At 75.6% G+C, this 22,386-nt stretch carries 24 protein-coding genes; 10 read left to right on the forward strand and 14 right to left on the reverse strand.

The annotated features are described in order from the left end of the window. The first annotated feature begins 663 nt into the window (after positions 1–663). The gene (locus NRO40_RS28060) at positions 664–1,332 is read left to right on the forward strand and encodes an HAD family hydrolase (protein ID WP_058940548.1); all 669 of its coding nucleotides are present in this window, start codon (positions 664–666) and stop codon (positions 1,330–1,332) included. 48 nt (positions 1,333–1,380) lie between these two features. Here NRO40_RS28060 and NRO40_RS28065 read toward each other — a convergent pair whose 3' ends face one another. Then, positions 1,381–1,704, reverse strand: coding sequence for a hypothetical protein (locus NRO40_RS28065; RefSeq protein ID WP_058940549.1), 324 nt, complete (start codon positions 1,702–1,704; stop codon positions 1,381–1,383). A 183-nt stretch (positions 1,705–1,887) separates the two neighbouring features. Here NRO40_RS28065 and NRO40_RS28070 point away from each other — a divergent pair, with 183 nt between their 5' ends. The 3 genes from NRO40_RS28070 (at position 1,888) to NRO40_RS28080 (ending at position 4,131) form a co-directional block, all read left to right on the forward strand. Continuing rightward, entirely contained in the window at positions 1,888–2,292 is a 405-nt protein-coding gene (locus NRO40_RS28070; RefSeq protein ID WP_058940550.1) for a hypothetical protein, read from the forward strand. Positions 2,293–2,689: 397 nt separating this feature from the next. After that, positions 2,690–3,484: a polysaccharide deacetylase family protein gene (locus NRO40_RS28075; protein ID WP_058940551.1), complete on the forward strand. Its 795-nt coding sequence runs from the start codon at positions 2,690–2,692 to the stop codon at positions 3,482–3,484. 146 nt (positions 3,485–3,630) lie between these two features. Then, positions 3,631–4,131 (forward strand): response regulator, encoded by a 501-nt coding sequence (locus NRO40_RS28080; protein WP_058940552.1) that lies wholly within the window; start codon positions 3,631–3,633, stop codon positions 4,129–4,131. Between the two features lie 45 nt (positions 4,132–4,176). Here NRO40_RS28080 and NRO40_RS28085 read toward each other — a convergent pair whose 3' ends face one another. The 3 genes from NRO40_RS28085 to NRO40_RS28095 form a co-directional block, all read right to left on the reverse strand. Next, positions 4,177–5,199, reverse strand: coding sequence for a hypothetical protein (locus tag NRO40_RS28085; protein WP_058940553.1), 1,023 nt, complete (start codon positions 5,197–5,199; stop codon positions 4,177–4,179). A gap of 216 nt (positions 5,200–5,415) precedes the next feature. Next, positions 5,416–5,865 (reverse strand): subtilase-type protease inhibitor, encoded by a 450-nt coding sequence (locus NRO40_RS28090; protein ID WP_058940574.1) that lies wholly within the window; start codon positions 5,863–5,865, stop codon positions 5,416–5,418. Between the two features lie 392 nt (positions 5,866–6,257). Beyond that, entirely contained in the window at positions 6,258–6,488 is a 231-nt protein-coding gene (locus NRO40_RS28095; RefSeq protein WP_058940554.1) for a hypothetical protein, read from the reverse strand. Between the two features lie 247 nt (positions 6,489–6,735). Between NRO40_RS28095 and NRO40_RS28100 the strand changes: the two genes are divergently transcribed. Next, positions 6,736–7,191: an SPW repeat protein gene (locus tag NRO40_RS28100; protein ID WP_058940555.1), complete on the forward strand. Its 456-nt coding sequence runs from the start codon at positions 6,736–6,738 to the stop codon at positions 7,189–7,191. Positions 7,192–7,331: 140 nt separating this feature from the next. Here NRO40_RS28100 and NRO40_RS28105 read toward each other — a convergent pair whose 3' ends face one another. Genes NRO40_RS28105 through NRO40_RS28115 form a run of 3 tightly spaced genes read right to left on the reverse strand, consistent with a single transcriptional unit; the run spans position 7,332 to position 10,298 of the window. Continuing rightward, entirely contained in the window at positions 7,332–7,880 is a 549-nt protein-coding gene (locus tag NRO40_RS28105) for a cupin domain-containing protein (RefSeq protein WP_058943774.1), read from the reverse strand. Next, positions 7,877–9,085: a cytochrome P450 gene (locus tag NRO40_RS28110; RefSeq protein ID WP_058943780.1), complete on the reverse strand. Its 1,209-nt coding sequence runs from the start codon at positions 9,083–9,085 to the stop codon at positions 7,877–7,879. Before NRO40_RS28110 ends, NRO40_RS28105 begins: the two co-directional genes overlap by 4 nt. A 40-nt stretch (positions 9,086–9,125) precedes the next feature. Continuing rightward, positions 9,126–10,298, reverse strand: coding sequence for a type III polyketide synthase (locus NRO40_RS28115; RefSeq protein ID WP_079047305.1), 1,173 nt, complete (start codon positions 10,296–10,298; stop codon positions 9,126–9,128). A 312-nt stretch (positions 10,299–10,610) separates the two neighbouring features. Between NRO40_RS28115 and NRO40_RS28120 the strand changes: the two genes are divergently transcribed. Then, complete coding sequence (locus NRO40_RS28120; protein WP_058943772.1) at positions 10,611–10,832, forward strand: acyl-CoA carboxylase subunit epsilon; 222 nt, start codon at positions 10,611–10,613, stop codon at positions 10,830–10,832. Positions 10,833–10,852: 20 nt separating this feature from the next. On the opposite strand, the gene NRO40_RS28125 is transcribed toward NRO40_RS28120, so the two are convergent. The 3 genes from NRO40_RS28125 to NRO40_RS28135 all read right to left on the reverse strand — a co-directional run bounded on the left by NRO40_RS28125 (position 10,853) and on the right by NRO40_RS28135 (position 13,395). After that, positions 10,853–11,644 (reverse strand): polysaccharide deacetylase family protein, encoded by a 792-nt coding sequence (locus tag NRO40_RS28125; RefSeq protein WP_058943771.1) that lies wholly within the window; start codon positions 11,642–11,644, stop codon positions 10,853–10,855. 104 nt (positions 11,645–11,748) lie between these two features. Further along, complete coding sequence (locus NRO40_RS28130) at positions 11,749–12,618, reverse strand: DMT family transporter (protein ID WP_058943770.1); 870 nt, start codon at positions 12,616–12,618, stop codon at positions 11,749–11,751. 9 nt (positions 12,619–12,627) lie between these two features. After that, complete coding sequence (locus tag NRO40_RS28135) at positions 12,628–13,395, reverse strand: SDR family NAD(P)-dependent oxidoreductase (protein WP_058943769.1); 768 nt, start codon at positions 13,393–13,395, stop codon at positions 12,628–12,630. 188 nt (positions 13,396–13,583) lie between these two features. Between NRO40_RS28135 and NRO40_RS28140 the strand changes: the two genes are divergently transcribed. The 4 genes from NRO40_RS28140 (at position 13,584) to tpg (ending at position 18,955) form a co-directional block, all read left to right on the forward strand. After that, positions 13,584–14,876: an MGDG synthase family glycosyltransferase gene (locus NRO40_RS28140; protein ID WP_058943768.1), complete on the forward strand. Its 1,293-nt coding sequence runs from the start codon at positions 13,584–13,586 to the stop codon at positions 14,874–14,876. A gap of 79 nt (positions 14,877–14,955) precedes the next feature. Further along, complete coding sequence (locus tag NRO40_RS28145) at positions 14,956–15,684, forward strand: carbonic anhydrase (protein ID WP_198549415.1); 729 nt, start codon at positions 14,956–14,958, stop codon at positions 15,682–15,684. Positions 15,685–15,915: 231 nt separating this feature from the next. Next, complete coding sequence (gene tap, locus NRO40_RS28150; RefSeq protein ID WP_058943779.1) at positions 15,916–18,399, forward strand: telomere-associated protein Tap; 2,484 nt, start codon at positions 15,916–15,918, stop codon at positions 18,397–18,399. 1 nt (position 18,400) lies between these two features. After that, positions 18,401–18,955 carry a telomere-protecting terminal protein Tpg gene (gene tpg / locus NRO40_RS28155; protein WP_058943766.1) on the forward strand — a complete coding sequence of 185 codons (555 nt, stop codon included), beginning with the start codon at positions 18,401–18,403 and terminating at the stop codon, positions 18,953–18,955. Between the two features lie 74 nt (positions 18,956–19,029). Here the strand turns inward: tpg and NRO40_RS28160 are convergent, their stop codons facing one another. The 4 genes from NRO40_RS28160 to NRO40_RS28175 all read right to left on the reverse strand — a co-directional run bounded on the left by NRO40_RS28160 (position 19,030) and on the right by NRO40_RS28175 (position 22,382). Further along, a complete protein-coding gene (locus tag NRO40_RS28160; RefSeq protein ID WP_058943765.1) occupies positions 19,030–20,004 on the reverse strand; it encodes a TIGR03557 family F420-dependent LLM class oxidoreductase in 975 nt (324 codons plus the stop codon). A 118-nt stretch (positions 20,005–20,122) separates the two neighbouring features. Continuing rightward, the gene (locus NRO40_RS28165) at positions 20,123–21,385 is read right to left on the reverse strand and encodes a hypothetical protein (RefSeq protein ID WP_408057068.1); all 1,263 of its coding nucleotides are present in this window, start codon (positions 21,383–21,385) and stop codon (positions 20,123–20,125) included. A 102-nt stretch (positions 21,386–21,487) separates the two neighbouring features. Then, a complete protein-coding gene (locus NRO40_RS28170) occupies positions 21,488–21,889 on the reverse strand; it encodes a hypothetical protein (RefSeq protein ID WP_058943764.1) in 402 nt (133 codons plus the stop codon). Next, positions 21,882–22,382: a SigE family RNA polymerase sigma factor gene (locus NRO40_RS28175; protein ID WP_058943763.1), complete on the reverse strand. Its 501-nt coding sequence runs from the start codon at positions 22,380–22,382 to the stop codon at positions 21,882–21,884. Before NRO40_RS28175 ends, NRO40_RS28170 begins: the two co-directional genes overlap by 8 nt. Positions 22,383–22,386 lie beyond the last annotated feature (4 nt).

Here is a 22,386-nt window from a genome sequence, read left to right on the forward strand (position 1 = left end):
TAACTCTCCGGGCGCGCCGAATCCACCCCTGACGTCCGGAAAGTCCCGCCGGGGCTCGCGGAGGCCCCGTACGACGGGGCCTCCGCCGACCCGACCGGGCCGCGCTACGGCACCGGGAGGACGCGCGCCGGGTGTCGCGCCCCCGGAACGTGACCGCTGCCCGACCCACGGCGATGCTCGTACGACCGTCCGGGACGCGCCCGGGCCTCCAGCGCCGAAGGGAGCCAGGCCGATGCGTCCCCCGACCCCCGATCCTCGACCCGCCCCGCGTCCCTCGAACCGCCCCGCGCCGCCCCCTCACCCACGGATCGCGCCCCTCACCGACGCCGCGCCCCGCACGCCCCTCATCCCCCTCGCCCCTGGCCCCGCGAGCCCCTCACCCCGTTCCGAGGGCGGCCACGAGGGGCGGCCCCCGGCTGCGGGCCGATGGGGTGCGGCAGCACGCGGGCCGACACGTCCGGCCCGCGTCACGGCGCCGGTGGCCTGCGGCGGGCGTGTACGCGCGGTCGCCGGGCATCCGGATCTGCGTCGTGTTCCCGGCCCTCGTCAGCCCGGCCCCGTCGGGCGTGTGTCCTGGCGCCCCCCGACCCCGCCGGGCCGGGGGCCGGGGGCGGGGTGCCCGCGCCAGGAACACGCCAGAGCCACCACACCGAAAGGAACCCCATGACCCGCGCCGCCGTGTTCGACGTCGACGGAACCCTCGCCGACACCAACCACCTGCACGTCACCACCTGGTGGGAGGCGTTCCGTCAGGCAGGCCACCAGGTCCCCATGCACGCCGTCCACCGCGCCGTGGGCCTCGGGGCGGAGGACCTGGTCGAACACCTCCTCGACCCGGACCGGGACAGGAGCGGCGACGCGGCCGTCACCGCCGCGCACACCGCCCTGTACGGCACCTACTCGGACCGGCTGCCCGCCTTCCGGGACGCCGGCCGCCTCCTGGAGACCCTCGCGGAACGCGGCTGGACCGTCGTCCTCGCCACGTCCGCCGGGGGCGCGGAGCTCGACGCCCTGCTGCGGGCCATCGACGCGGGCGACGCCGTCACCGCCGTCGCGAGCGCCGACGACACGGAGGAGGGCAAGCCCGCGCCCGATCCGGTGCGACACGCGCTGCGGCTGGCCGGGGCCGGGGCCGAAGGGGCGGTGTTCGTCGGCGACACGGTCTGGGACATGAAGGCCGGCACCCGTGCGGGCGTCACCTGCGTGGGCGTGCTGTGCGGGGGCATCCCGCGGGCGGACCTCACGGACGCGGGCGCCACCGCGATCTACGACGACCCCGCCGACCTCCTCGCCCACCTGGACGACAGCCCGTTCGGCGGGGCCGCCTCGTGACGCCGTCCGCCGGGCCGGCGTGACACCGTCCGCCGGTCCGGCTCCGGGTCACTTCCCGAGCTTGCGCTGCAACTCCGACTTGTTCATGGAGGACCGGCCCGGGATGTCGCGCTTCCTGGCCTCGGCGTACAGCTGGTCGTACGTGGGGCCCTGGGCGCCGCTGTGCGAGCGCTGACCGCCGCGCTTCGACGACGACATGTCCTTCGTCGACGTCCTGCCGGAGGTCTTGGACTCGCCGCTGCGGGCCCGCTCCTTGTTGACCGTCCGCGCGGCGATCTCCTCGGCGCGCTTCTCGCTCTCGCCGCGGTCGCGCGCGCTGTCCTTGATGTGCTCGTACTGGCGTTCACGCTTCGGGCTGGAACCTGCGGGCATGGCCCTTCCTCTCCTCGGTGTCCCCCCCCGTCGTTCCCACCCTGGTACCAGGAGGCCACCCCCGCAAACACACGGTGGCCACCCGCGCGAGGCCAAGAGTGGCAGCCCGGCGTCATCCGTGGCGGTATGGGGAAGACGGGTACTCGTCCCGCAGCACCCGACGGAAGGACGTGGTGAACGAAGATGGCAAGCGACCAGGGCAGGGGTACGGGGGCCGGGGCCGCCGGGGGTCACCCCGCGGACTGCGACGTCACCGTCCAGCTCAGCGACTGCGGCCGCGCCGAGGCAGAGGCGATCTTCGGCGTGCTGGACCAGGTCTTCGCCGGCTGTGAGGACGTGGCGCCGGCGGCGGCGGGTTCCGGACCGGAGCCGACCGTGTGGATGGCCACGTTCGACAGCTCCGCACACTCGGGCGACCCCTCCGACATGCCGCGGCTCGACACCCCGGTGGAGGCCCTGCTGACCGGAGACAGCCACGCGGTGGACGAGGTGGTGAAGGTCCTCGGCAGGCTCTTCGAGGTCCGCTCCACGCAGGACGTGTCCGGAGAGCACGAACGGGAGTCACGCCTCCTGCTCGCCTCACGCTGACAGAGCTGACAGAGCTGACAGAGCTGACAGGACAGAGCTGACAGAGCTGCCTTGCTGACGCGCTGACCCGCTGACGCGTCGGCAGGGAACGCGCGCACTCAGAGGATCCGCCGGCCCCGCGCCGCCCGCACCACGGGCCGGCGCGGGGCCGCGTGCGCTCCGCGCGGCCAGGGCGGTCCCGTCCGCCGTGCCGTCCGTCCAGCCGTGCACCGTCCGCCGTGCCGGCCGCCGGGCACCAGTGCGGCCCCACGGTCTGGGAAACCGGCGGCAGCCACCCATCCCGCTCACACTCTCCACCCCCTCCCGGTATACATACGGTGTATACGCTCTGTGTACAGTGCAGCTCGTGGCCCTCGCCGGGCCTCCCCGACCCGCCCTCCCGAAGGAGAGCCGCACCGTGCCGTTCCCGCCGCCCTTCACGTCGTCCGCGACGCGCTCCCCCCGCCCGTCACGCCGTGGCCGCCGGACCGCCGCCCTCGCCGCGGTCGCCTCGCTCGTCCTGGCCGTAGGCGGCTGTTCGGTCGACACGGTCGCCCCCGCCGACGCGCGCGGCGACGCCAAGGGGGAGGCCCCGCGCCCGGTGGACTGCCGGGAGGCCAGGTGCATAGCCCTGACCTTCGACGCCGGGCCGGGCAAGGACACCCCGGAGCTGCTGGACATCCTCAGGGCGAAGAAGGTCCCCGCCACGTTCTTCCTCCTGGGCAGCAAGCACGTCGACCGCTACCCGGACGTCGTCCGCCGCATCGCCGCCGAGGGGCACGAGGTCGCCAATCACACCTGGACGCACCCCGACCTCACCGACATCGAGCCGCACGAGATACGCGAGGAACTCCAGCGCACCCAGGACGCCGTCGAGCGCCTCACCGGCCGCAAGCCGACCCTGATGCGACCACCGCAGGGCCGCACCGACGAGACGGTGTCCGAGATCTGCCGCGAACTCGGCCTCTCCCAGGTCCTGTGGAGCGTCACCGCGAAGGACTACGCCACCACCGACTCCGACCTGATCCGCGAACGGACCCTGAAGGGCGCCGACAGGGACGGCATCATCCTGCTGCACGACATCTACGACGGGACCGTCCCCGCCGTACCCGGCATCATCGACGAGCTGAAGGAACGCGGCTTCACCTTCGTCACCGTGCCGCAACTCCTCGCCCCCGCCACGCCCGAACCCGGAGAGGTCTACCGCCCGTGACCCGGTCGGGGCGCGCGACGGGGTGCCGTCCGGCCGCGGCTCGTTCGGCCCCCTGCCGCCGCGGCCCCGGCCGGGGCATCCTGGGCATCCTGGGGCGAGGGGGCCGGTCCGCGTCCGCCCGCCCCGTGGAGCGGAGGTGAGGGACCATGCCCGCCGGGGAGAAGGTCCTCCTGGTCGACGACCGTGAGGACAACCTGTTCGCGCTGCACAGCGCCCTCTCGCCGCTCGGCTATCCCCTGGAGTCGGCCACCAGCGGAGACGCCGCGCTGAAGGCGGTGCTGCGCGGCGGTGTCGCCGTGACGGTCCTGGACGTGGTCATGCCCGGTGTGAGCGGCCTCGACGTCCTGCGGTACATGCAGCGGGTGGAGCAGACGCGGCGCATCCCGGTCATCCTGGTGACCGGCATGGGCGTCGACGCGCAGCTGTCCCGCACGGCGATGCGCCTGGGCGCGGCCGACCTGCTGATGAAGCCGATCGACCCCTGGGCGCTGTGCATCAAGGTCCGGTACCTCCACCGTGCCGCCCACGGCCGACCCGCCCCCGCGCGAGCGGGCGCGGGGATGTTGCCGAGGGGGCCCGCGGCGCTCACGGGGCCGGATGTGGCGGACGCGCCCGTGGACCGGGCCGGTCGCTGGGGACACCCGTAGCAGCGGCGCGGACGTACGGGAAGCCGCCGGGTCCTCCTTCGCGGTTCACCGCAGCCGCTCGGCCGTCCGCTTCGCCCTCCGCGCCCGTTCCGCGGCCTCCCGCGCCTGGATCCCGGCGCGTTCGGCCGCCTGTCCGGCGTTCCGCACGTGTTCCCGCGCCTCCCGCACGGCGCCCCGCGCCGCCTCCCGCCGCTGACGCGCCTCCCCCAGACGGGTCGTCAGCTCCTCCACCTCGGAGTCCGCTTCCCGTACGCGCCGTTCGGCCGCCCGCACCTCCTCGCGGGCCGCGGCCGCGTCGCCCTCCCGTGCTTCGGCCTCGCGCTGGGCGAGGACGGCCGCCTCCTCGGCCCGCGCCTCCTCGGCCCGCAGCCGCTCCTCCTCCCGCGTCCGCCGTTCCTCCTCCCGCGCTCGCAGCTCTTCCTCCCGGGCGCGCCGCTCTTCCTCCCGGGGCGCGGGCCCGGCCGGGGCGCGCCGCCGCCCCGCCGCCGTGCCTGCTCCCGAACGGGCGGCGGCCGTACGTTCCCGGGCCGCCGTACCGCCCCCGCGCTCGCGGCCGCTCGAGGGAGCGCCACCGCCCGGGGTCCCGAAGCCGGCGGGGGCGAACCCGACCGGTGCGTTCAGCGCCTTGCTCAGCCGCCCGGCGGCCCACTCCTCGGCAGCGTCCGGATCCGCGAGCGCCGCGTGCAGGGTCGCCTCCACCTGTTCGCGGGCGGCGCCCCCCACCGCCTCACCCGCCTCGGCGGCCAGCCGCTGCGCCTCCCGGGCCAGCGCGGCCACCAGGACGTGCTGCCGGCGGCCCAGCTCACGCAACCCGGCGCCGTCCAGCTCCTGGTGCGCCCGCCGCAGCCCGTCGCCGAGCGCGACGAGCGACCGCACCTCCTCCGGCTTCGCCCGGACGAGGAGGTTGCTCGCCCAGGCGGCCAGGGTCGGACGCCGCAGCGCCCCGATCCGCTCGGCGAGCCCGCGGTCACCGGCGGTGCGGGCCTGGGCGGCGCGCTGCGCGCGGACCGCGGTGAACTGGGCGGGCCGCAGCCCGTACAGCTCGTCGGCGACACTGTCGAGATCCATCGCTCACGGCCCCACGGCTCGCTCTCCCGGGGCGCTGCCGCACCCCGCCCGTCCCTTCACTATGCCCCTGGCGGGGCCGACCGGCCCGCGAGGCGCCGACGTGGCGTACGGCGGTCGCGGGCCCCGCGCACGGCAGCGGCCCGCGCCGTACCGGTGGCAAGGGGAGGCTGCCGCCGGTGTCGACGCGGGCCGCGGGGAGATCGGCGCCGGTCGCGCTCAGAAGGCGAAGACCGGGGTGCCCTCCGCCCCCAGGACGCAGGAGTTGCCGTACGTACGCTCGAACTGGACACGCCGGCCCTCCCAGACGCCCTCGGCCGTGACGACGACCGGGTCGTAGATCTTGACGCAGGCACGCGTGCTGTCGCTCTGCAAGGCGGAGAACCGGCCGTCGACGGCGCGCAGGGTGTCGCACGCCTTCTGCGGGGCCGGATGGGTGCCGCCCGGCGACGGCATACAGGTGAGGGTCACCGCGCGGAGCGGGGTCGCCGTCGCGGCGTCCTCGCCGTCCGACACGGTCAGGACCAGGGCACTCGGTGCGTACAGTCGCGACTCGCCCGTGTCGCCCGCCTCCGCGGCGCCGGCGGCCGGGGCCAGCGCGGTCATGGCCGCGGCCGTGATCAGCCCGAGTATGGCGGTGCGGCGCAGCGGGTTCCGCTTGTGCGTCATGGTCATCACTCTTCCTTCGAATCCATCGGTCGGGGTCGGTAACAGCCTGCCGATACGAGCCCGTTGACGCACATCCAGTGAAGGTTTTCAGGTGCCGTCTCGCTTTCAAGCAGTGACGCGAACGCTGCCCCCGGGTGTTACGGTGCGTCATGTGGCGCTGTGTCACCGCAGGTTGACCGGGGGTCGCGCATCCGGTTCAACAGTGCACGATGCGTGGATTGGTGCGGAATGTGAGTCACAACACGTCCGAAACGCACCGGTAACTTCCGCGTTTCGCCGTTGTCCGGGCCGTTCCGGCGCTCCGCGTCACCCCGGCGCACCCCGGCGTGCCCCGCCCGAGCGCCCGGCGTGCGCGGCCCGACTCGCCCGGGCTTGTCCCGCCTCAGCCCGCCTCAGCCCGCCCGGCCCGTCCGCTCCTCCCGCTCGAGCGCGAAGTCCACGAGCGACCAGGGGGTCAGGGCGTCCTTCTTCACCAGGGCGACACCGTCGTCGCGCGCGGTGTCCGGCGCGTCCGTGGCGTTGGGGGAGTGCGGCGCGGACGGGGCGGCCTGGGCGGCGCTCGCGGCGCCGGTGGCGGCGAGCGCGCCCGCGGCCGCGGCCAGGGCGATGGTGCGGAGGTTCATGGCGTACCTCTTCCGTTCGGGTGGTCGGCAGCGACCGGTTCGCGGGTCGCGGTACCGCGCACGGCTGGGCGTGCGGTTGATCAACGACGGCACGCCGCGGAGGTGTCGTCGCCGTGGCCATCCCGGTGAACCGGTGGGCGTGGGGACGGTGAGGGGGTGGAAAAGTTCCATTTGACCCGGATGGAGCAAGAGGGGTTATATGGTCGTAAAGGGCAGATAAAGGCTTCTCTAGGAGGCGGGCCCCGCAATGACCACGCACCCGACCATCGAGCAACACCCCGACGTCGCAGAGATGCGCGCTCGGTTCGAGCGAGCCACCAGCACGCCGCGCGGCCAGGCCATCGAGGCGCTGGCGTTCCTCACCGGCGTCTACCTCGCGGCATCCCCGTGGATCGCGGGGTTCAGCGGGTTCACGACCCTCGCCGTGACCAACCTGATCCTCGGTGTCGCCTATGCGCTGTGCATGGGCGGCCTGGGCTCCGCCTATGAGCGGACCCACGCCATGGCCTGGTGCGCCGTGGCCATCGGTGCCTTCACGATCATCGCTCCGTGGCTGGTCGCAGGCAACGTCGACACCACGCGCACCATCTGGAACAACATCATCGTCGGTGTCGTGGCCCTGCTGCTGGGGGCCGCCATGGCCGCGACGGGCGAACGCCGCAGCGGCGGCTCGCGCGCCCGCCGCAACCGCCCCACGCCATGACCCGACCGACGCGCTCCCGGGCGGTCCGCGCACAGCACCGCCCGTGACGGGTCCGGCCGGAGAAGGGGCCGAAACAAGGGAAGGGCCCCGGGCCGCCTCGAAAGGCGGCCCGGGGCCCGGGCCGTGCACGACCGCGCGGGTCACGGCGCCGACGTGCCGTACCCGTCGTGCCGCATGGGCGTCAGCTGCTCGATGTCGTACCGCGAGCGCAGCGCGGCGATCGCCGCGTGGTCCGGGGAGCCGCCCGCGTCGAGGATGTCGAGCAGCTCCTCGAAGTACCGCTCGTGGTCCGGGGGAGGGGACGCCTGGAAGAACATCTTCGCCGGCTGGTCCGTGCGGTTGGCGAAGGCGTGCGGGCACCCGGGCGGTACCACGATCACCGTGCCGGGCGTCGCCCGCACCGTCCGGCGACCGGTCGTGGACTCCCAGTTCCGCCAGTCGTCGCGGGTGCGCACACGCGGCTCGAAGGCCAGCACGTCCAGCTCACCCTCCAGCACGTAGAACAGCTCCTCGCTGTTCGCGTGGACGTGGGCCCCGACGTCGAACCCCGGGGGCACGACGACCTCGAAGCTCGACGCCGCACGCGAGTGCTCACCGGTGACCTTGAACGTCACCTCGTGGGCGGGCGCCACCAGCGTCCGGCCGTGGCCGGTGGGCACCAGCAGCCCGTCGGGTGCGTGCGCGCTCATCCCCACGCCACCGGCATCGACTCGGGCCCCCGGATCAGCGCCCCGCGCCGGAAGCGGACCTCCCCGGCGGGCACGGCGAGCCGCAGCCCCGGGAACCGGTCGGCGAGCGCGTCCACGAGCAGTTCCGACTCCAGCCGGGCCAGCATGGCGCCCACGCAGAAGTGCGGTCCGTGCCCGAAGGCCACGTGCGGGTTCGGCGCCCGGTCGAAGTCCAGCCGCTCCGGGTCGGGGAACACGTCCGGGTCCCGGTTGGCCGCCAGGTACGACACGTACACCGCCTCGCCCGCCCGGATCCGCGCCCCGGCGACCGTCACGTCCTCCAGGGCGATCCGCGACAGCCCGACCGCGCTGCGGTGCGGGATGTAGCGCAGCAGCTCCTCGATCGCCCGGCCCCGGCCCGCCGGATCGGCGCGCAGCCGGTCCATCAGGTCCGGACGGGTGAGCAGGATGAAGAGCATGTTGCCGGTGTTGTTCGTGACCGCTTCACCGCCGATCTGGATCAGCAGCGACAGGCCCACCGACTCCGACTCGGTGATCTCACCGGCCTCGACCGCCGCCGACAGCAGCCCGATGACGTCCTCGCCGCCCGTACCGCGGCGCCGCCGCATCGTCTCGGCGAAGTAGCCGCACATCTCCTCCTTGGCGCGCTGGCTGCGCTCCGCGCCCTGCGCCGAGGAGAGGATGAGGTTGGTCCACTCGTGCATGCGCGGCCGGTCCTCGGCCGGCACGCCCATCAGCTCGCAGACCACGGCCAGCGGGAACGGCCCGAGGAGCCGCTCGGTGAAGTCGGCCGGGGGCCCGTCCCGCAGCACACCCTCGACCAGCTCGTCGAGCATCTCCCGCGCCCGGTCGCGCAGCCGCTCGACACCGCGGGTGGTGAACGCGGGCGCCACCGAGCGGCGCAGCCGCGTGTGGTCCGGCGGGTCCTCGAACCCGACCGCCCCGTCCACCGGGATGAAGTGCGGCGCCAGCCGGGTGACATCGCTGTCCACGACGAGCTTCCGGCTGAAGCGGGGGTCGTTCGTCACCGCGCGGACGTCGTCGTACCGCGTCACCAGCCACGCCCAGCCGGATCCGTTCGGCAGCTTGACGCGGGTGACCGGGCCCTCCTCCATCAGCCCGGCCAGCACGGGGTCGAAGTCCACCCCGGACAGGTCGAGCGCCGGCCAGTGCCGTACGGGAGGCAGCTCGGGGTCGGCGCCCACCGCGTCCGCGCCGGCCTCCGGTACGGACGTCGTCGTGGTCTCATCCAGCACGGTCGGGCTCCTCGGTGTCCGTGTACGCGTCGATGAAGGCGTTCGGCGCCACGGCGGCCGCGGAGGCGGCTCCCACCCTCGACCGGGCGCCGACGGCGGCGGCCGGCGAGGAGCCGGACGTCGTCCAGCGGCCGAGCGACATCTCCGCGGTGATGCCGGGCCCGAAGCCCGCCAGCAGGCCACGTGCCGACTCGGGGGTGCCGCCCTCGTCGAAGAGCCGCCGCAGCGCGTCCAGGACGACGGCGCTGGCGATGTTGCCGTACTCGGTGAGCGTGGCCCGGCTGAAGCGGAACGCCTCCGGGTCCACCCCCAGGAACTTGCTGAGGTCGTCCAGGATCCGCGGACCGCCGGCGTGGATGATGTAGAAGTCCAGGTCGGAAGCGTCCCACCCGTGCTGACCCGCCAGCTGCTTCAGCGCCGGCGCCAGCGGCTCCATCGTGCCCGGCACCCGCTTGTCCAGCTTGAAGTGGAAGCCGGTGTCCCGGACGTCGTAGGCGATCCAGTCGACCGTCTCGGGCACCAGGTACGAGCCGTTGCGCTCCAGCTCGACACCCGTGCCGCCCTTGCCGCGCATCACGGCGGCGGCGAGCCCGTCGCCGAACAGTCCGTTCGACAGCAGGTTGCCGACACCCAGGTCGGTCGGCTGGTAGCAGAGCGAGCAGAACTCGCACGCCACGATCAGCGCGTTCTTGTCCGGGTAGGCCGTGCAGAAGTCGTGCGCCCGGTTGATGGCCGCACCGCCCGCCGCGCAGCCCAGCTGCGCGATGGGCACCTGACGGGTGTCACTGCGGAAGTCCATGGTGTTGATCAGCCACGCCGTGAGCGAGGGCATCATGAAGCCCGTGCACGACACGTAGATGATCACGTCGATGTCCGCGGCGCGCAGCTCCGCGTCCTCCAGTGCACGCCGTATCACGGCGGGCACCCGCGCCTTGGCCTCGGCCTCGTAGACCGAGTTACGGTGTTCGAAGCCCGGGTGCTTCAGCGTCTCCTCGATCGGGCGGAGGATGTGCCGCTTGCGGACCCCGGTGTTCTCCATCAACCGCAGCGCCAGCGGGAGCTGGGGGTGGTCCGCATGGATGGTCCGCGCCAGTTCGAGCGTCTCCTCCATGGTGATCACATGCTCGGGGACGGACACCGCGGGTCTGCACAACGTGGCCATGATGTCGAGCCCTTTCGTCGCGTGTTGCTCGCGTTCACTCAAAGGATGTGGGAGGTGCGACGACGGCGCGCGTCGAGGCAACTCCGCGCCGTCACCGCTAACCACCCCGCGGACCCCCGGTACACAGGCGGGACTGGGGCGACGCGCCCACGGGCCGCCCCGGGACGTCACCCGTCCGGCTGCCACCCGCCCGCGGTCCGAGCCCCCTCCGGCGCCCCTCCGGAGGCGCTCCGCACCCGCCGCCGACACCCCCGCCGCGGGACGGATCGGCGCGCGGATGCGGAGCCGGCCCCGCCGTCGGACGATGGACCAATGCCCCACCACCTGCGAATAGTTCACGGTTCACCGACGAGCGCGGAACTCGCCGCCATCACCGCCGTACTGGGCGCCCTCGTCTACGGCACCACCGAGCAGACGTCCGGGCACCCCCACCGCCGGGCGTACCGCGCCGAGTGGGACCGGTACTGGAACCCGCACCCCGCGCCCCACTCGTGGTGCACCCGCGGCCCCCGGCTCCCCTTCCACCGGCACTAGGGCGTCCCGGGGCGGGACGGTCAGCCCCCGGCCCGCCCCGCCGGACCGCCTCCGCCGTCTCCGCCGTCGCGTACGTCGCGTACGTCGCGTACGCCGTGCTCGGCGAGCCGGCCCACGACGAGTCCCCGCGCCCGGCAGTCGGCCACGACGCCCGGCAGGGCGTCCAGGGCCGCCCGCCACGAGCCGGGCGCGCACATCGCGTCCGAGTCGTGCAGCAGGACCGTCGCCCCGCCCCGCAGTCCGCGCGCCACCTCGGCGCGCACCCCGTCCGGGGTGGCGGTGGCCGTCCAGTCGCGGCCCCACGCCGACCACAGCACCGTGCGCAGCCCCGCCGCCCGCGCCGCCGCCCGCCGGCCACCGGTCAGCACGCCGTACGGGGGCCGGTACCAGAGGGGCCGGCGCCCGGCCACGTCCGCGACCAGCTCCGCCGCCCCGGCCACGTCGCGCACATCGCGCAGCGGCCTGGGCGTCCACGGCCGGTCGTGCCGCCATCCGTGCACGGCCAACTCGTGCCCCTCCGCCACGATCGCCCGCCCGAGGCCCGGCGCCCGTGCCAACCGCTCGCCCAGCACGAAGAACGTCGCCCGCACCGACAACCGGTCCAGCGCCCGCAGGAACAGCGGCGTCGTGACCGGGTCGGGCCCGTCGTCGAACGTCAGCGCGACACGGCCGGGATCACCCTGCCCGTCCAGCGCCGGCCACAGCCTCCGGCGCACCCCCGGCAGCCACGCCGCCGCCGGCACCACGTGCCAGGCGACCAGGCCCGCCGCCGCCACGGCCCCCACCGCTCCCGCCTGCCATACGGCTCCCATGGCCCCCACCGTCCCCGGGTGCCGTACGACCCCCACCGTTCCCGCGTGACGTACGACGTCCACAGGACCCTCCGCTCCCGCGTGACCCACCGCCACCACCGCCGTCACCACGACCCTTTCCCGTCCTCGCCGCCCGTCACCAGCGGCGACCGCGCCAACTCCACGCACGCCACCACCAGGACGATGACCGCGACCGCCTCGAAGACGCCGCGTACGCCCACGGTGACCCGCTCCTCGAACAGCACGACCCCGAGCACCACACTCAGCAGCGCGTCGCCCATCGTCAGCGCAGGCTGCGACGCCACGAGCGTCCCCGCCCGGAACGTCACCTGCAGCAGCAGGAAGCTCGTCAGACCGACCGCGACGGCCACGTACAGCTGCCACGCCCCGAACAGCAGGCCCATCCCGTCCTGCACCCGCCCCAGCGCGTCCTTCAGCAGCGCCGCCGTGACGGAGAACCCCATCGCCGTGGCCGTGCCCAGTACCGCGGCCCGGGGCGCGGACGGCAGCCGCAGCGCCACCACCACCAGCGCCACCATGGCCGCGCCGATCGCCACCCCGGCCCACAGCCAGTCCGCCGCCGGCACCGTGGACCGCCCACCCGTCGGCTCGGCCAGCGCCAGGAACGCGGCGAGCCCGGCGGCCATCGCCCCGAACGCCCACCACGTGCGCCGGTCCGGGCTGCGCCGGAACACCACCCCGCCCAGCACCAGCGTGAACAGCAGCTCCGTGCTCATCACCGGCTGCACCACCGCGAGCGGCCCCGTCGCCAGCGCCAGCGCCTGGAAGACGCCCGACACGCCCAGCACCACGGATCCCAGCACCCACGCCCGCCGCCGCAGCAGCCCGGGCCACCACCCGCGCACGGCCGTGCCCACCGGACCGGCGTCGGCCGCCGCGCGCCGCTGGAGCACCGAGGCCGCGGCGTTGCCCACCGCCGCGAGCAGGGCCAGACAGATCGACAGGGCCAGCATCGCGGCGGCTCAGCCGAACCGCTTGGCCATGGCCCGGAAGAAGCCCGGCGCGGCCCCCCGGACACGCGCCGGCACCGTCAGCCACCGCGGTGCGAACACCTCGTCCCGCCCCCGGACCACCGCCCCCCACAGCAGCTCGGCCAGCCGCCCGACGGGCACCGGACGCGGCCGCGTGCGGTGGTACGGGACGCCCCGGCGCGCGAAGAACGGCGTGTCGACGGCTCCCGGCATCACCGACGTGACCCCCACGCGCGTACCGGCCAGCTCGTAGCGCAGGCTCTCCGCGAACGCCAGCAGCCCACCCTTGGTCGCCGCGTAGACCGCCTCGTTCGCCACCCCCGCGCACCCCGCCATCGAACTGACGAGGACCACCCGCCCCACCCCGCGCTCCACCATCCCCGGCAGCAGGAGCCGCACCAACTGCAGCACGCCCGTCAGGTTGACCGCCACCAGCCGCTCGACGGTCTCGGGCGGGGTCCGCGTGAACGGGCCCGCCCAGCCGATCCCCGCGGACGCGACGAGCACGTCGACCCGCCCCGCCACCTCCAGCGCCCGCGCCGCCAGTCGCTCCACACCGGCGAGCCCGTCCAGGTCCTCGCCCGGGAGCGCCACGCCACCGGTACGGCGCGCCACCTCGCCGAGGCGGGTCTCGTCCCGCCCGGCGAGCAGCAGCCGCCAGCGCCGGCCGGCGTCCCGGGCGAACCGCTCGGCCACCGCCTCACCGATCCCCGACGACGCACCCGTGATGAGCACGACCGGCCGTTTCGTCTCCGCCATGCCAGACCTCCGGACTCGTGCGGCTGCGGCTCAGCTCCCCCAGCCTCCCGGTATGTGCCCGGGCCACCTCCCCGCGACGGTCGGGCGGGCCCGCGAACCACCCGAACAGGCCCGCCGGGACCGCCGCGGCCGCCCGCCGGCCCTACCATGCAGGGGAGTACGGACCCCTTCCACCGGAAGGCGACCCCATGACACGGCGCTGTCTCGTGCTGAGCGCGAGCATGGGCGCGGGTCACGACACCGTCGCCGCCGAACTGGCCCGCCGGCTGCGCGCCCGGGGCCACGACGTGCACCTCCACGACGTGCTGGCCCTCCTGCCCCCCGGCACCGGACCCGCCCTGCGCGGCTTCTACCGGACGGCGGTCCGCCGTGCGCCCGTCCTGTACACGGCGATCTACCGGGTCTTCCTGGCCGCGCCCCCGCCCCGCCCGGACGGCGCCCGGGCCGTCCCGCACGCCGACACCTCACCCCTCGCCGTGTCGGCCGAGCGGCCCCTCGCCACGCTCGTCGAACGCCTGCGGCCCGACGTCGTGGTCTCCACCTTCCACCTCGCCGCCCAGATCACCGGCCGGATGCGCGAACGGGGCGCGCTGCGGATACCCAGCGCCGTGTACGTCACGGACTTCGCCGTCCACCGCGGCTGGCTCCACCCGGGCAACGACCTGTACCTGTGCGTCAGCGACGGGGCCGCGGCGGCGGCCCGTACCGGCGCGGGGCGCCGCACCCTCGCCCCGGGGCCCGTCGTCCCGCCCGCCTTCCACCCGGCCGGGCAGCCCTTCGACGCGGGCGTCACGGCGGCCCCGGCCGATCCGGCCGGCCCGCTCCACCCCGGCACCCCGGCCCCGGCGGCCAGCCCGACGGACCCGGGCGGCCCGTCGCACCCGCGCGGCCCCTCCCGGCCGGCCGGTGCGGCGGACCCGGGCGACGGCGGTGCCCCGGGGCGGCCGACCGGCCCGCCCGACCCGGACCGTCCCACGGTCCTGCTGTCGGCCGGCGCCTGGGGCGTGGGTTCGGCCCTGCCGCGCACCGCCGGTGCCCTCGTCCGCCACGGTCTGCGCCCGGTCGTCCTGTGCGGCCGCGACGAGCGGCTGCGCCGCCGTACCGCGCGCGTACCGGGCGCCGTGGCGCTCGGCTGGACGGACGACCTGCCCGGCCTCATGGCCTCGGCCCGCCTCCTCGTCGACAACGCCGCCGGGCAGACCGCCGTCCAGGCCCTCGCCGCCGGGCTGCCGGTCGTCGGTTACCGCCCCATCCCCGGCCATGGCGCCGACGGGGTGCGGCACATGGCGGCGGAGGGGATCACCACCGCCGCGGCCGACCTGCCCGCGCTGCTCGCCGCCGCCGACCTCCTCGTCCCCGACGGCCCCGCCCGCGACCGGCAGACGGCCCTCGGCCGCGCCCTCTTCCGCGAGGACGCGGCCGCCCTCGTCGCCGCCCTCGCCACCCCCACGGCCCACGACCGCGCCGACGGCGGGGTCTGAGCCAGGATTCGCCCAAGCCCGTCCCAACGAACCGCCAAGCTCGAACAGGCCATCGTCCCCCGGACGTACGGTGCCGGGCGTGACCTCGACATCCACGCACATAGCCACCGGGAACACCGCCCGTCGCGCCCTGCTCCGGGCCGTCCTCGCCGGAGGCGCCGCCCTCGGTGCCGGAACGGCCCTCTCCACCTCACCGGCCGTCGCCGCCGGGCCCACGCACCGGCCCACCACCCCGCAGGCGGCCCTCCGCGAGCTGCGCCGCGGCAACCACCGCTGGGCCACCCGCCACCAGACGCACCCGCACGAGGCGGGCACCGACCGGCTGCTGGCCGTCTCCGGGCAGCACCCCTTCGCGCTGGTCCTCGGCTGCATCGACTCGCGGGTCCCGCCCGAGCTCGTCTTCGACCAGGGTCTGGGTGACCTGATGACCGTCCGCTCGGCGGGGTGCGTGCTCGACGAGGCGGTCCTCGGCAGCATCGCCTACGGGGTCCTGGAGCTGGACATCCCGCTCGTCATGGTGGTGGGCCACGCCTCGTGCGGCGCCGTGACCGCCGCCGTCCACGCCGCCGAGACGGGCGACGAACTGCCCGCCCACATCGCGTACGTGGCCGAGCAGATCCGCCCGGCGATCGACCACTCCCAGACCGGCCCGGCCCGCGTCGACGCCACGATCACCGCCAACGTCCGCCTCGTCCGCTCCCGACTGGCCGCCGAACACGACCTGGCGGAACGGACCGCCACGGGCCGCCTGGCGATCGTCGGCGCGCGCTACGAGCTGGGCACCCAGGAGGTCCGCCTCGTCCCGTAGCCGTACCGGTCGACCGGCGGCCGGACCGGGCGGGCCGGTCGTGCCACGGTCCGGCGAGGACGGGGACGGCCGCCGCCGCTGCCCGGTACGGCACGGCTGCCCTCGGCGGCAGCCGTCCGGGACGGCTGCCGGCCGGTTCTTCGGGCGCGGGCCGGTGACGACACCCGTGCGGGCTAAAACCGGCGCTAAAAGCAGGGATAAAGCCCTGTTAGGGTGGCGGCGGAGGTGACCATGCCCACCGAGGAAGAGCTGTTCGCGGCCGTCGACGCGCTGCTGGACGGCGAGCCGCACCTGCCGCCACCCGCCGAGCGGGCCCGGCTGCGCGAGGCCGCGGGGGTGACGCAGGCCCGTCTCGCGCAGGCCCTCAAGTCGACGACGCAGACGGTGAAGAACTGGGAGAACGGCCGCTCCGAGCCGCGCCCCCCGCGCCTCCAGGCGTACCTCCGCGTCCTCGAAGGGTGGGCCGCCAAGTACCCGCCCGCGCCCGCCCCTTCGCAACCCCCGGCGGATCCCGCGTCCGCCGGGCCCGTCCCCACGCCCGCCTCCGTCCCCCCGGAGACCGCGCCCCCCACACCTCCCGCCCCCGTCCCCGCGCCTGCCCTGCCGCACGCCGCGTCCGCCGCCCCGCACGCCGCCGTGCCGCCGGTACCCGCCGTGCCGCCGGTACCCGCCGTGCCGCCGGTACCCGCCGTGCCGTCGGCATCCGCCCTGCCGCCGGCACCCGGCCCCGGCGCGGGCGCGTCCTCCCGCCAGGCGCCCTCCACCGCGCCGGCCGGAACACGCCGGCCGGCCCGCAGGGCCACGGCATCCACCCGGCCCGAGGCGGCCGCCGCCGTCGCCCCGGCAGGCGACGCGGACTTCCCGAGCGGCCCCCTGGCGGTGCTCGACGGAGACGGCACGGCGTACTGCGTCGGCGGGCTCGTCCTGGACTGCCCCGCCAGGACCGTCCCCGAGCTGGTCGAGTGGACGCTGGCGGAGTCCGGCGTCGGCGCGCCCCGCCTGCACCGGCACGGCAAGGACTCCGACCCGCTCGTCGTGCTGACCGAGTCGGCGGCCGTCCGGTTGGGCCTCCCGCCCCGGCTGGAGGGGCCCGAGGCCCGGCGGAGCCTGCGCCTGCCGCAGGACCACCCGGTCGTCCGCGGGATCACCGAGGCCGGGTGGCGGCTCACCCAGCGCGGCTTCGGTCCCTGGGCGCGTGTCTACCGCCGCGCCGAGGGCACCCGCCGCCAGTGCGTCCAGTTCGCGGTCCTGCCCTGGGACGCGCTGGACCCGCGCGCCTGGGGGACCGCCGCCGAACTGTCCCCGCCGCAACTCGCCCGCGTCCTCGGCGTCTACGCCCGGCGGGTCATCACCCCCCGCGGATCCACGGCCGTCTCGGGCCTGGAGCTCATGACGGCCCTGCGCCCGCCCACCCGCGCCGTGCGGGACGCGGCGACGGGCGCCTGGGTGCCGGGCCGGAACCCAGGCAGCCTCGGCGAGCACGGGGTCGACCCCGCACCGCCGGAGGCCACGGCCGAGCACCCGGTCGCCGGGGGCTGGACCGGCGGCTTCCTCGACGAGGAGGCGTACCAGTGGGTGCGCGACCCGCGGTCGCTCTCCGACGACGAGTGCTTCCGGCCCTGGGCCGTCGGCCTCGACCTCAACACCGCCTTCCTCGCCGCGTCGGCCCGCCTCGTCGTCGGCCTGGACGGGCCGGTGGAGGTCGACCGGCCGGCGTTCGACAAGAAGGTCCCCGGTGCCTGGCTCGTGGACCTCTCCCACATCGAGCTGGACCCCCGCCTCCCGTCGCCGTTCACGCCGAACGGGCAACGCCCCGAAGGCCCCGCCTGGTACGCGACGCCCACCGTCGCCTACGCCGTCGAACTCGGCCACGAGGTCGCGCCGCTGAAGGCGTTCGTCCGCCGGGAGACCGGCCCCTACCTCGACCCCTGGCACGACCGGCTGCGCGACGCCTACGCCGCCACCCTCGCCGACGTCGGCATCACCAAGGACCTGGACGAAGCCGGGTTCCTGGCCCGTACCGCCCTCCACCAGCTGCTGCGGTCCGTCGCCCCGGGCGACCCCGCCGCCCTCGACCGGCTGCGGGGGCTGGCGGCGGCCAAGGCCGCGCTCGCCGCGCCCGACCGGCTCCGCGACGCGCTCCGGGAGCACCAGCCCACGGCGAGCGCCCTCCTCCAGGCGGACCCAGCCGACCTGGCCGACCTCGCCGCAGCGGACGACGACGCCCTGCGCGCCGCGGTCGAGCGGCACCGCATGGTCGCCATGGCCCTCTCCGCGGTCAAGTCCACCGTCAAGGGCGGCGTCGGCAAGCTCCGCGAACGCCCGCAGGGCCGCCACTACCGCGACGGGGAGCGCTGGCCGGCGCTCGACCGGCCCACGTGGCGCCCCGACATCCGGGCCGCCGTCATCGCCAAGGCGCGGGTCAACATGCACCGCAAGATGCTGAACACGGCCAAGGCGGCCGGCCTGTACCCGCTGGCCGTCCTCTCCGACTGCGTCGTCTACCCCTCACCCGGCCCCGCCCCCACCGACCTGCTGCCGCGCGCGGCGGACGGCTCACCGCTGCCGGGCGGTTTCCGGCTCGGCCCCTCGCCCGGACTGGCCAAGCACGAGGGAACCCAGGAGATGGCCTGGGCGGTCGACCTGATGGAGCGGCACCTCAACCCCGCCCGCCACATCAAGGGCGGCGACGCCGTCATGGACGAGGGGGAGTGACATGGGGGAGATCGACGAAGCCCTGCGGCGCGCCGACGAGGAGGCGTTCACCCGCGAACCGCCCCGGTCGACCCGGGCCCGGGTCAACTTCCTCCTCGGCAAGGTCGGCACGACCCGGGCCGTCGCCGAGCTGCTCGGCGTCACCCGGCGGTCCGTCGAGCGCTACCGCACGGGGGAGCGCAAGCACCCCCCCAAGGAGATCGCCGACCGTCTGGAGGCCGAGGTCCGCAGCCGCTGGCAGCCACGGGTCCGCCTCCGGCGCCGCCGCGAGGCCGCCGCCACCACCGGCATCACCGTGGAGACCCGCGCCCGCTTCGGCTACACCGCGCCGATCGGCTCCACCGACGACGGGCGCATGCGGCGCCTGACCGTCCACCTCCCGCCCGCCTACGCGAGCCGCCTGTTCGAGGCGCGCCGGCGGGGCGAGTCGGACCGGCAGCTGCGCGCCATCGTCGCGGAGGGCCTCCAGGAGGTGTACTTCAAGGACGGCGGCCGCCGCGCGGACGACCTGGAGGTCGCCTTCACGGACATCGACTACATCGACGTCTCCTTCTGACCCCTCGGTCCACGGAGCCGGCGCCGCCGCACCCGAGCCGGGACGCGTCGGCGGATGCGGCGGCCGGTTGGTGGCTACGCGCCGCCCGAGGGCTTCAGGGCGCGCAGGCGGGAGTCGAGCTCCCGCCGGTAGAAGTCGATGAACCCGTCCGGGTCGGGCCCGGCGTTCTGCATCACCAGCCGGTCGAAGCCCGCGTCGACGTAGCCCCGGGCCATCTCCGTGTACCGCTCCGGGTCGTTGCCGCACGCGAAGGCCTGGAGGATGTCCTCCTCGCGCACGGTCGTGGTGGCGGCGTCGAAGTTCACCGGGTTCGGCAGCTCGCTCATCACCTTCCAGCCCGTCACCGCCCACCGGGACGTCTCCAGGGCGGCCCGCGCCGCGGTGCGCTCGTCCGGCGCCCATGCCATGGGCACCTCCGCGTACCGGGGGCCGGACCCGCCGGCGTCCCGGTAGCCCTGGACGATCTCCGCCTTCGCCTCGGTGGCGAACAGGGCGTCGCCGAGCTCGGCCGCCACGCGCGTGGAGGCCGGGCCGCTCGCCGCGACGGCGAGGAGGGGCGGGGCGTCGGGCAGGTCGAAGACGCGGGCATCCTCCAGGGTGAGGTGCTTCCCCTCGTACGAGCGGTAGCCGCCGCTCCACAGCAGTCGGATGATCTCCAGGGCCTCCCGGAGCATCTCGTGCCGGGCGGACACCGCCGGGTAACCCCCGCCGACGACGTGCTCGTTCAGCCGCTCACCGGAGCCGACGCCGAGCACGAACCGCCCGTCCGACAGCAGCGCGAGCGTCGCGGCGGCCTGGGCGATGATCGCCGGGTGGTAGCGCATGGTCGGGCAGGTCACGCCGGTGGCGAGCCCGATCCTGCTGGTCCTCGCCGCGATCGTGCCCAGGACCGTCCAGGCGAACGGCGAGTGCCCCTGGTTGTCCAGCCAGGGGTGGAAGTGGTCGCTGATCTCGACGAAGTCGAACCCGGCCTCCTCGGCCAGCACGGCCTGCCGCACCAGCTCACCGGGCCCGTACGCCTCCGCCGCCAACTTGTAACCGATCTCCATACGAGATCCCTCCGCGTGGAACCGTCTGATCCGCGCAGAGGTACCCCGCAGGCCGGTCCCCTAACGGGCGCCGACGGCGGTCGCCGCCCGAACGGGTAGCGCGCCGCCGCGCGCCGCGTCATATGGCGTACGGCCACACGGTGAGCATGTGCGCCCCGTACCAGGAGCCGAAGAGCACCGCCCCCGCCAGGACGGCCACCGCCGTGCGCGGCCGGGCCGCCGCCAGGGCGCGGGCGGGAGGCAGCAGGAAGACGAGGGCCGGGACGAGCAACCGCAGCTTGCAGTGGAAGTAGTTGGACTGGCCGAGGGTCACCACGACGACCGCCGTGCCGTACACCAGCAGCGGCGGCCAGGCGCCCCGCCGCCACGCCGCCGCGGTGAGCCCCAGCAGGGCCAGGACGAGCAGGGCGGTGCTCACCGGCACCCAGCCGTCCTCTCGCGGCAGCACCTCGCGCAGGAAGCGCAGGAAGGCCGCCCCGTTGTCCCACCGCGTGCCCCAGCCGGCCTCCTGTATCAGGAACCACGCGTCCATGCGCCCGAGCCGGTCGCCGACCCAGGCGAGGTAGGCGGGGGCCCCGGCGCAGGCCAGCACGACCGCGGCGACGGGACGGGCGGCCGGTCGGCGCGCCCGCAGCATGTGCTGTGCGGCCGCGACCGCCACCGCGAGGGCGACGGCCGCGGCGACCGGCCGGGTCAGGCCGCACAGCAGGGTCAGGGACCCCGCCGTGAGCCAGGCACGCCGGTGCGCCGCCAGCAGGGCACCCGCCGCCAGCGCCGTGAACAGCGCCTCGCTGTACCCCATGAAGAATGTCAGCGCCATGGGCTGGGCGCCGGCGAGCAGCACGATCCCGGCGAGCGCCGTGCGCTCGCCGTGCAGCCGGATCAGCAGGGCGTGTACGGCACCCAGCATGGCCAGCACGGCGAGGTGGGCGGTGCCGAGCGCCGCCGTTCCCGTGTCGACGCCCGCGAGCGACGCCACGGCGCGGGTGAGCAGGGGGTACAGCGGGAAGAACGCCAGGTCGTTGCCCGTGAGTTCACCCTCGGGGGTGTGGCTGAACCCGTCCGGGTAGCCGTGTGCGGCTATGTCCGCGAAGTGCCGGGCGTCCCACGCGAGCAGCCGGTCGCGGACCCCGCCGCCCCCCGGTGGGATCAACAGGGCCAGCAGCCACAGGTGCAGTGCCAGGCTGCCCGCGTACACGAGGCCGACCGCGACCGCCGCCCGGACGGCTCCCCGGCCGGCCGGGGGTCTCCGCCGTGCCGGCGGGCAGGGCGGGACGGGCGGGACCGCGGCCGGCGGACGCGTCCCCGCCTGCGCGGGGACGGTGGGGAGGGCGGGGCGGGACAGGACTGCGGACCGCTGGGTGGGGGTCGGCACCGGCATCGGCTCCTTCGGCGGGTCCCGTACGGACCCGAGGGGGGGTGGGGTGGTCGATGCCGGGGATACGCCCGGGGCCGCAGGCCCGGTTGACAGGTGAGACGCAGGTCACTCCCGGGACGTCGACGCGGGGGGCGTCGATGTCACCGCCGTCGCCGTCGGCGGCGGGCCGGGCGGGGTGCTCGTGTCCGGGGACGCGGTCAGCCGCGTCGGGGTGGAGGAGGGGGAGGGGGAGGGGGCGGCCGTGGGCGACGGGGTGGCGGAGGCGGTCGGCGCGGGGACGGGCCGCGGCGCCGCGGGCGGCTCGGTGGCCGGGCGGCCGACCCACACCGCGAGCAGTACCGCCGCGGCGCCGCACGCCACCCCCGCTCCGGCGGTCACGGCCCGCCGCCGCCGCAGGGCCAGGCCGCGCTCCCGTACGTCCCGCAGGTCGGCCGGACGGGACCGTTCGGCCGCTGACAGGGCGGCGTGGCGCAGCTCGGCCGCCAGCCGGTCGTGGTGCTCAGGCATCGCGGTCCTCCACGGCGGGGGCGTGGTCGTTCAGGTACAGGGCGAGCTTGGCCCGCGCCCGGGAGAGGTGGGTCTTGACGGTTCCCGCCGACAGGCCGGTCTCGACGGCTGTCTGCTCGACGGTGAGGTCGCACACGTAGTACAGGGCGGCGCACTGGCGCTGCCGGGCCGGCATGCGCCGCAGGGCGGCGGCGAGGTCGACCGTCGCGGGGTCGGGCTCGCCGCCGGCCGTGGCGTCGCCCCGGCGTCGCCACGCGCGCTGCCCGCGCACGATCCGGCGCCACCGGCTCACGGCCAGCCGCCAGGCCACCGTCCGCACCCAGGCCTCCGGCCCCCGGTCGGCGTCGATGCGGTGCCGCTGCGCCCAGGCGCGGGCGAACGCCTCCTGGACGACGTCCTGCGCCTCGTGGAAGTCGCCGGTCATCACGTACAGCTGCCCGGTGAGCCGCCGGACGGCCTGCGCGTAGAACACGGCGAACTCCTCGTCGGTCACGGCG

The organism is Streptomyces changanensis, from assembly GCF_024600715.1.
GTDB classification, from domain to species: Bacteria; Actinomycetota; Actinomycetes; order Streptomycetales; family Streptomycetaceae; genus Streptomyces; species Streptomyces changanensis.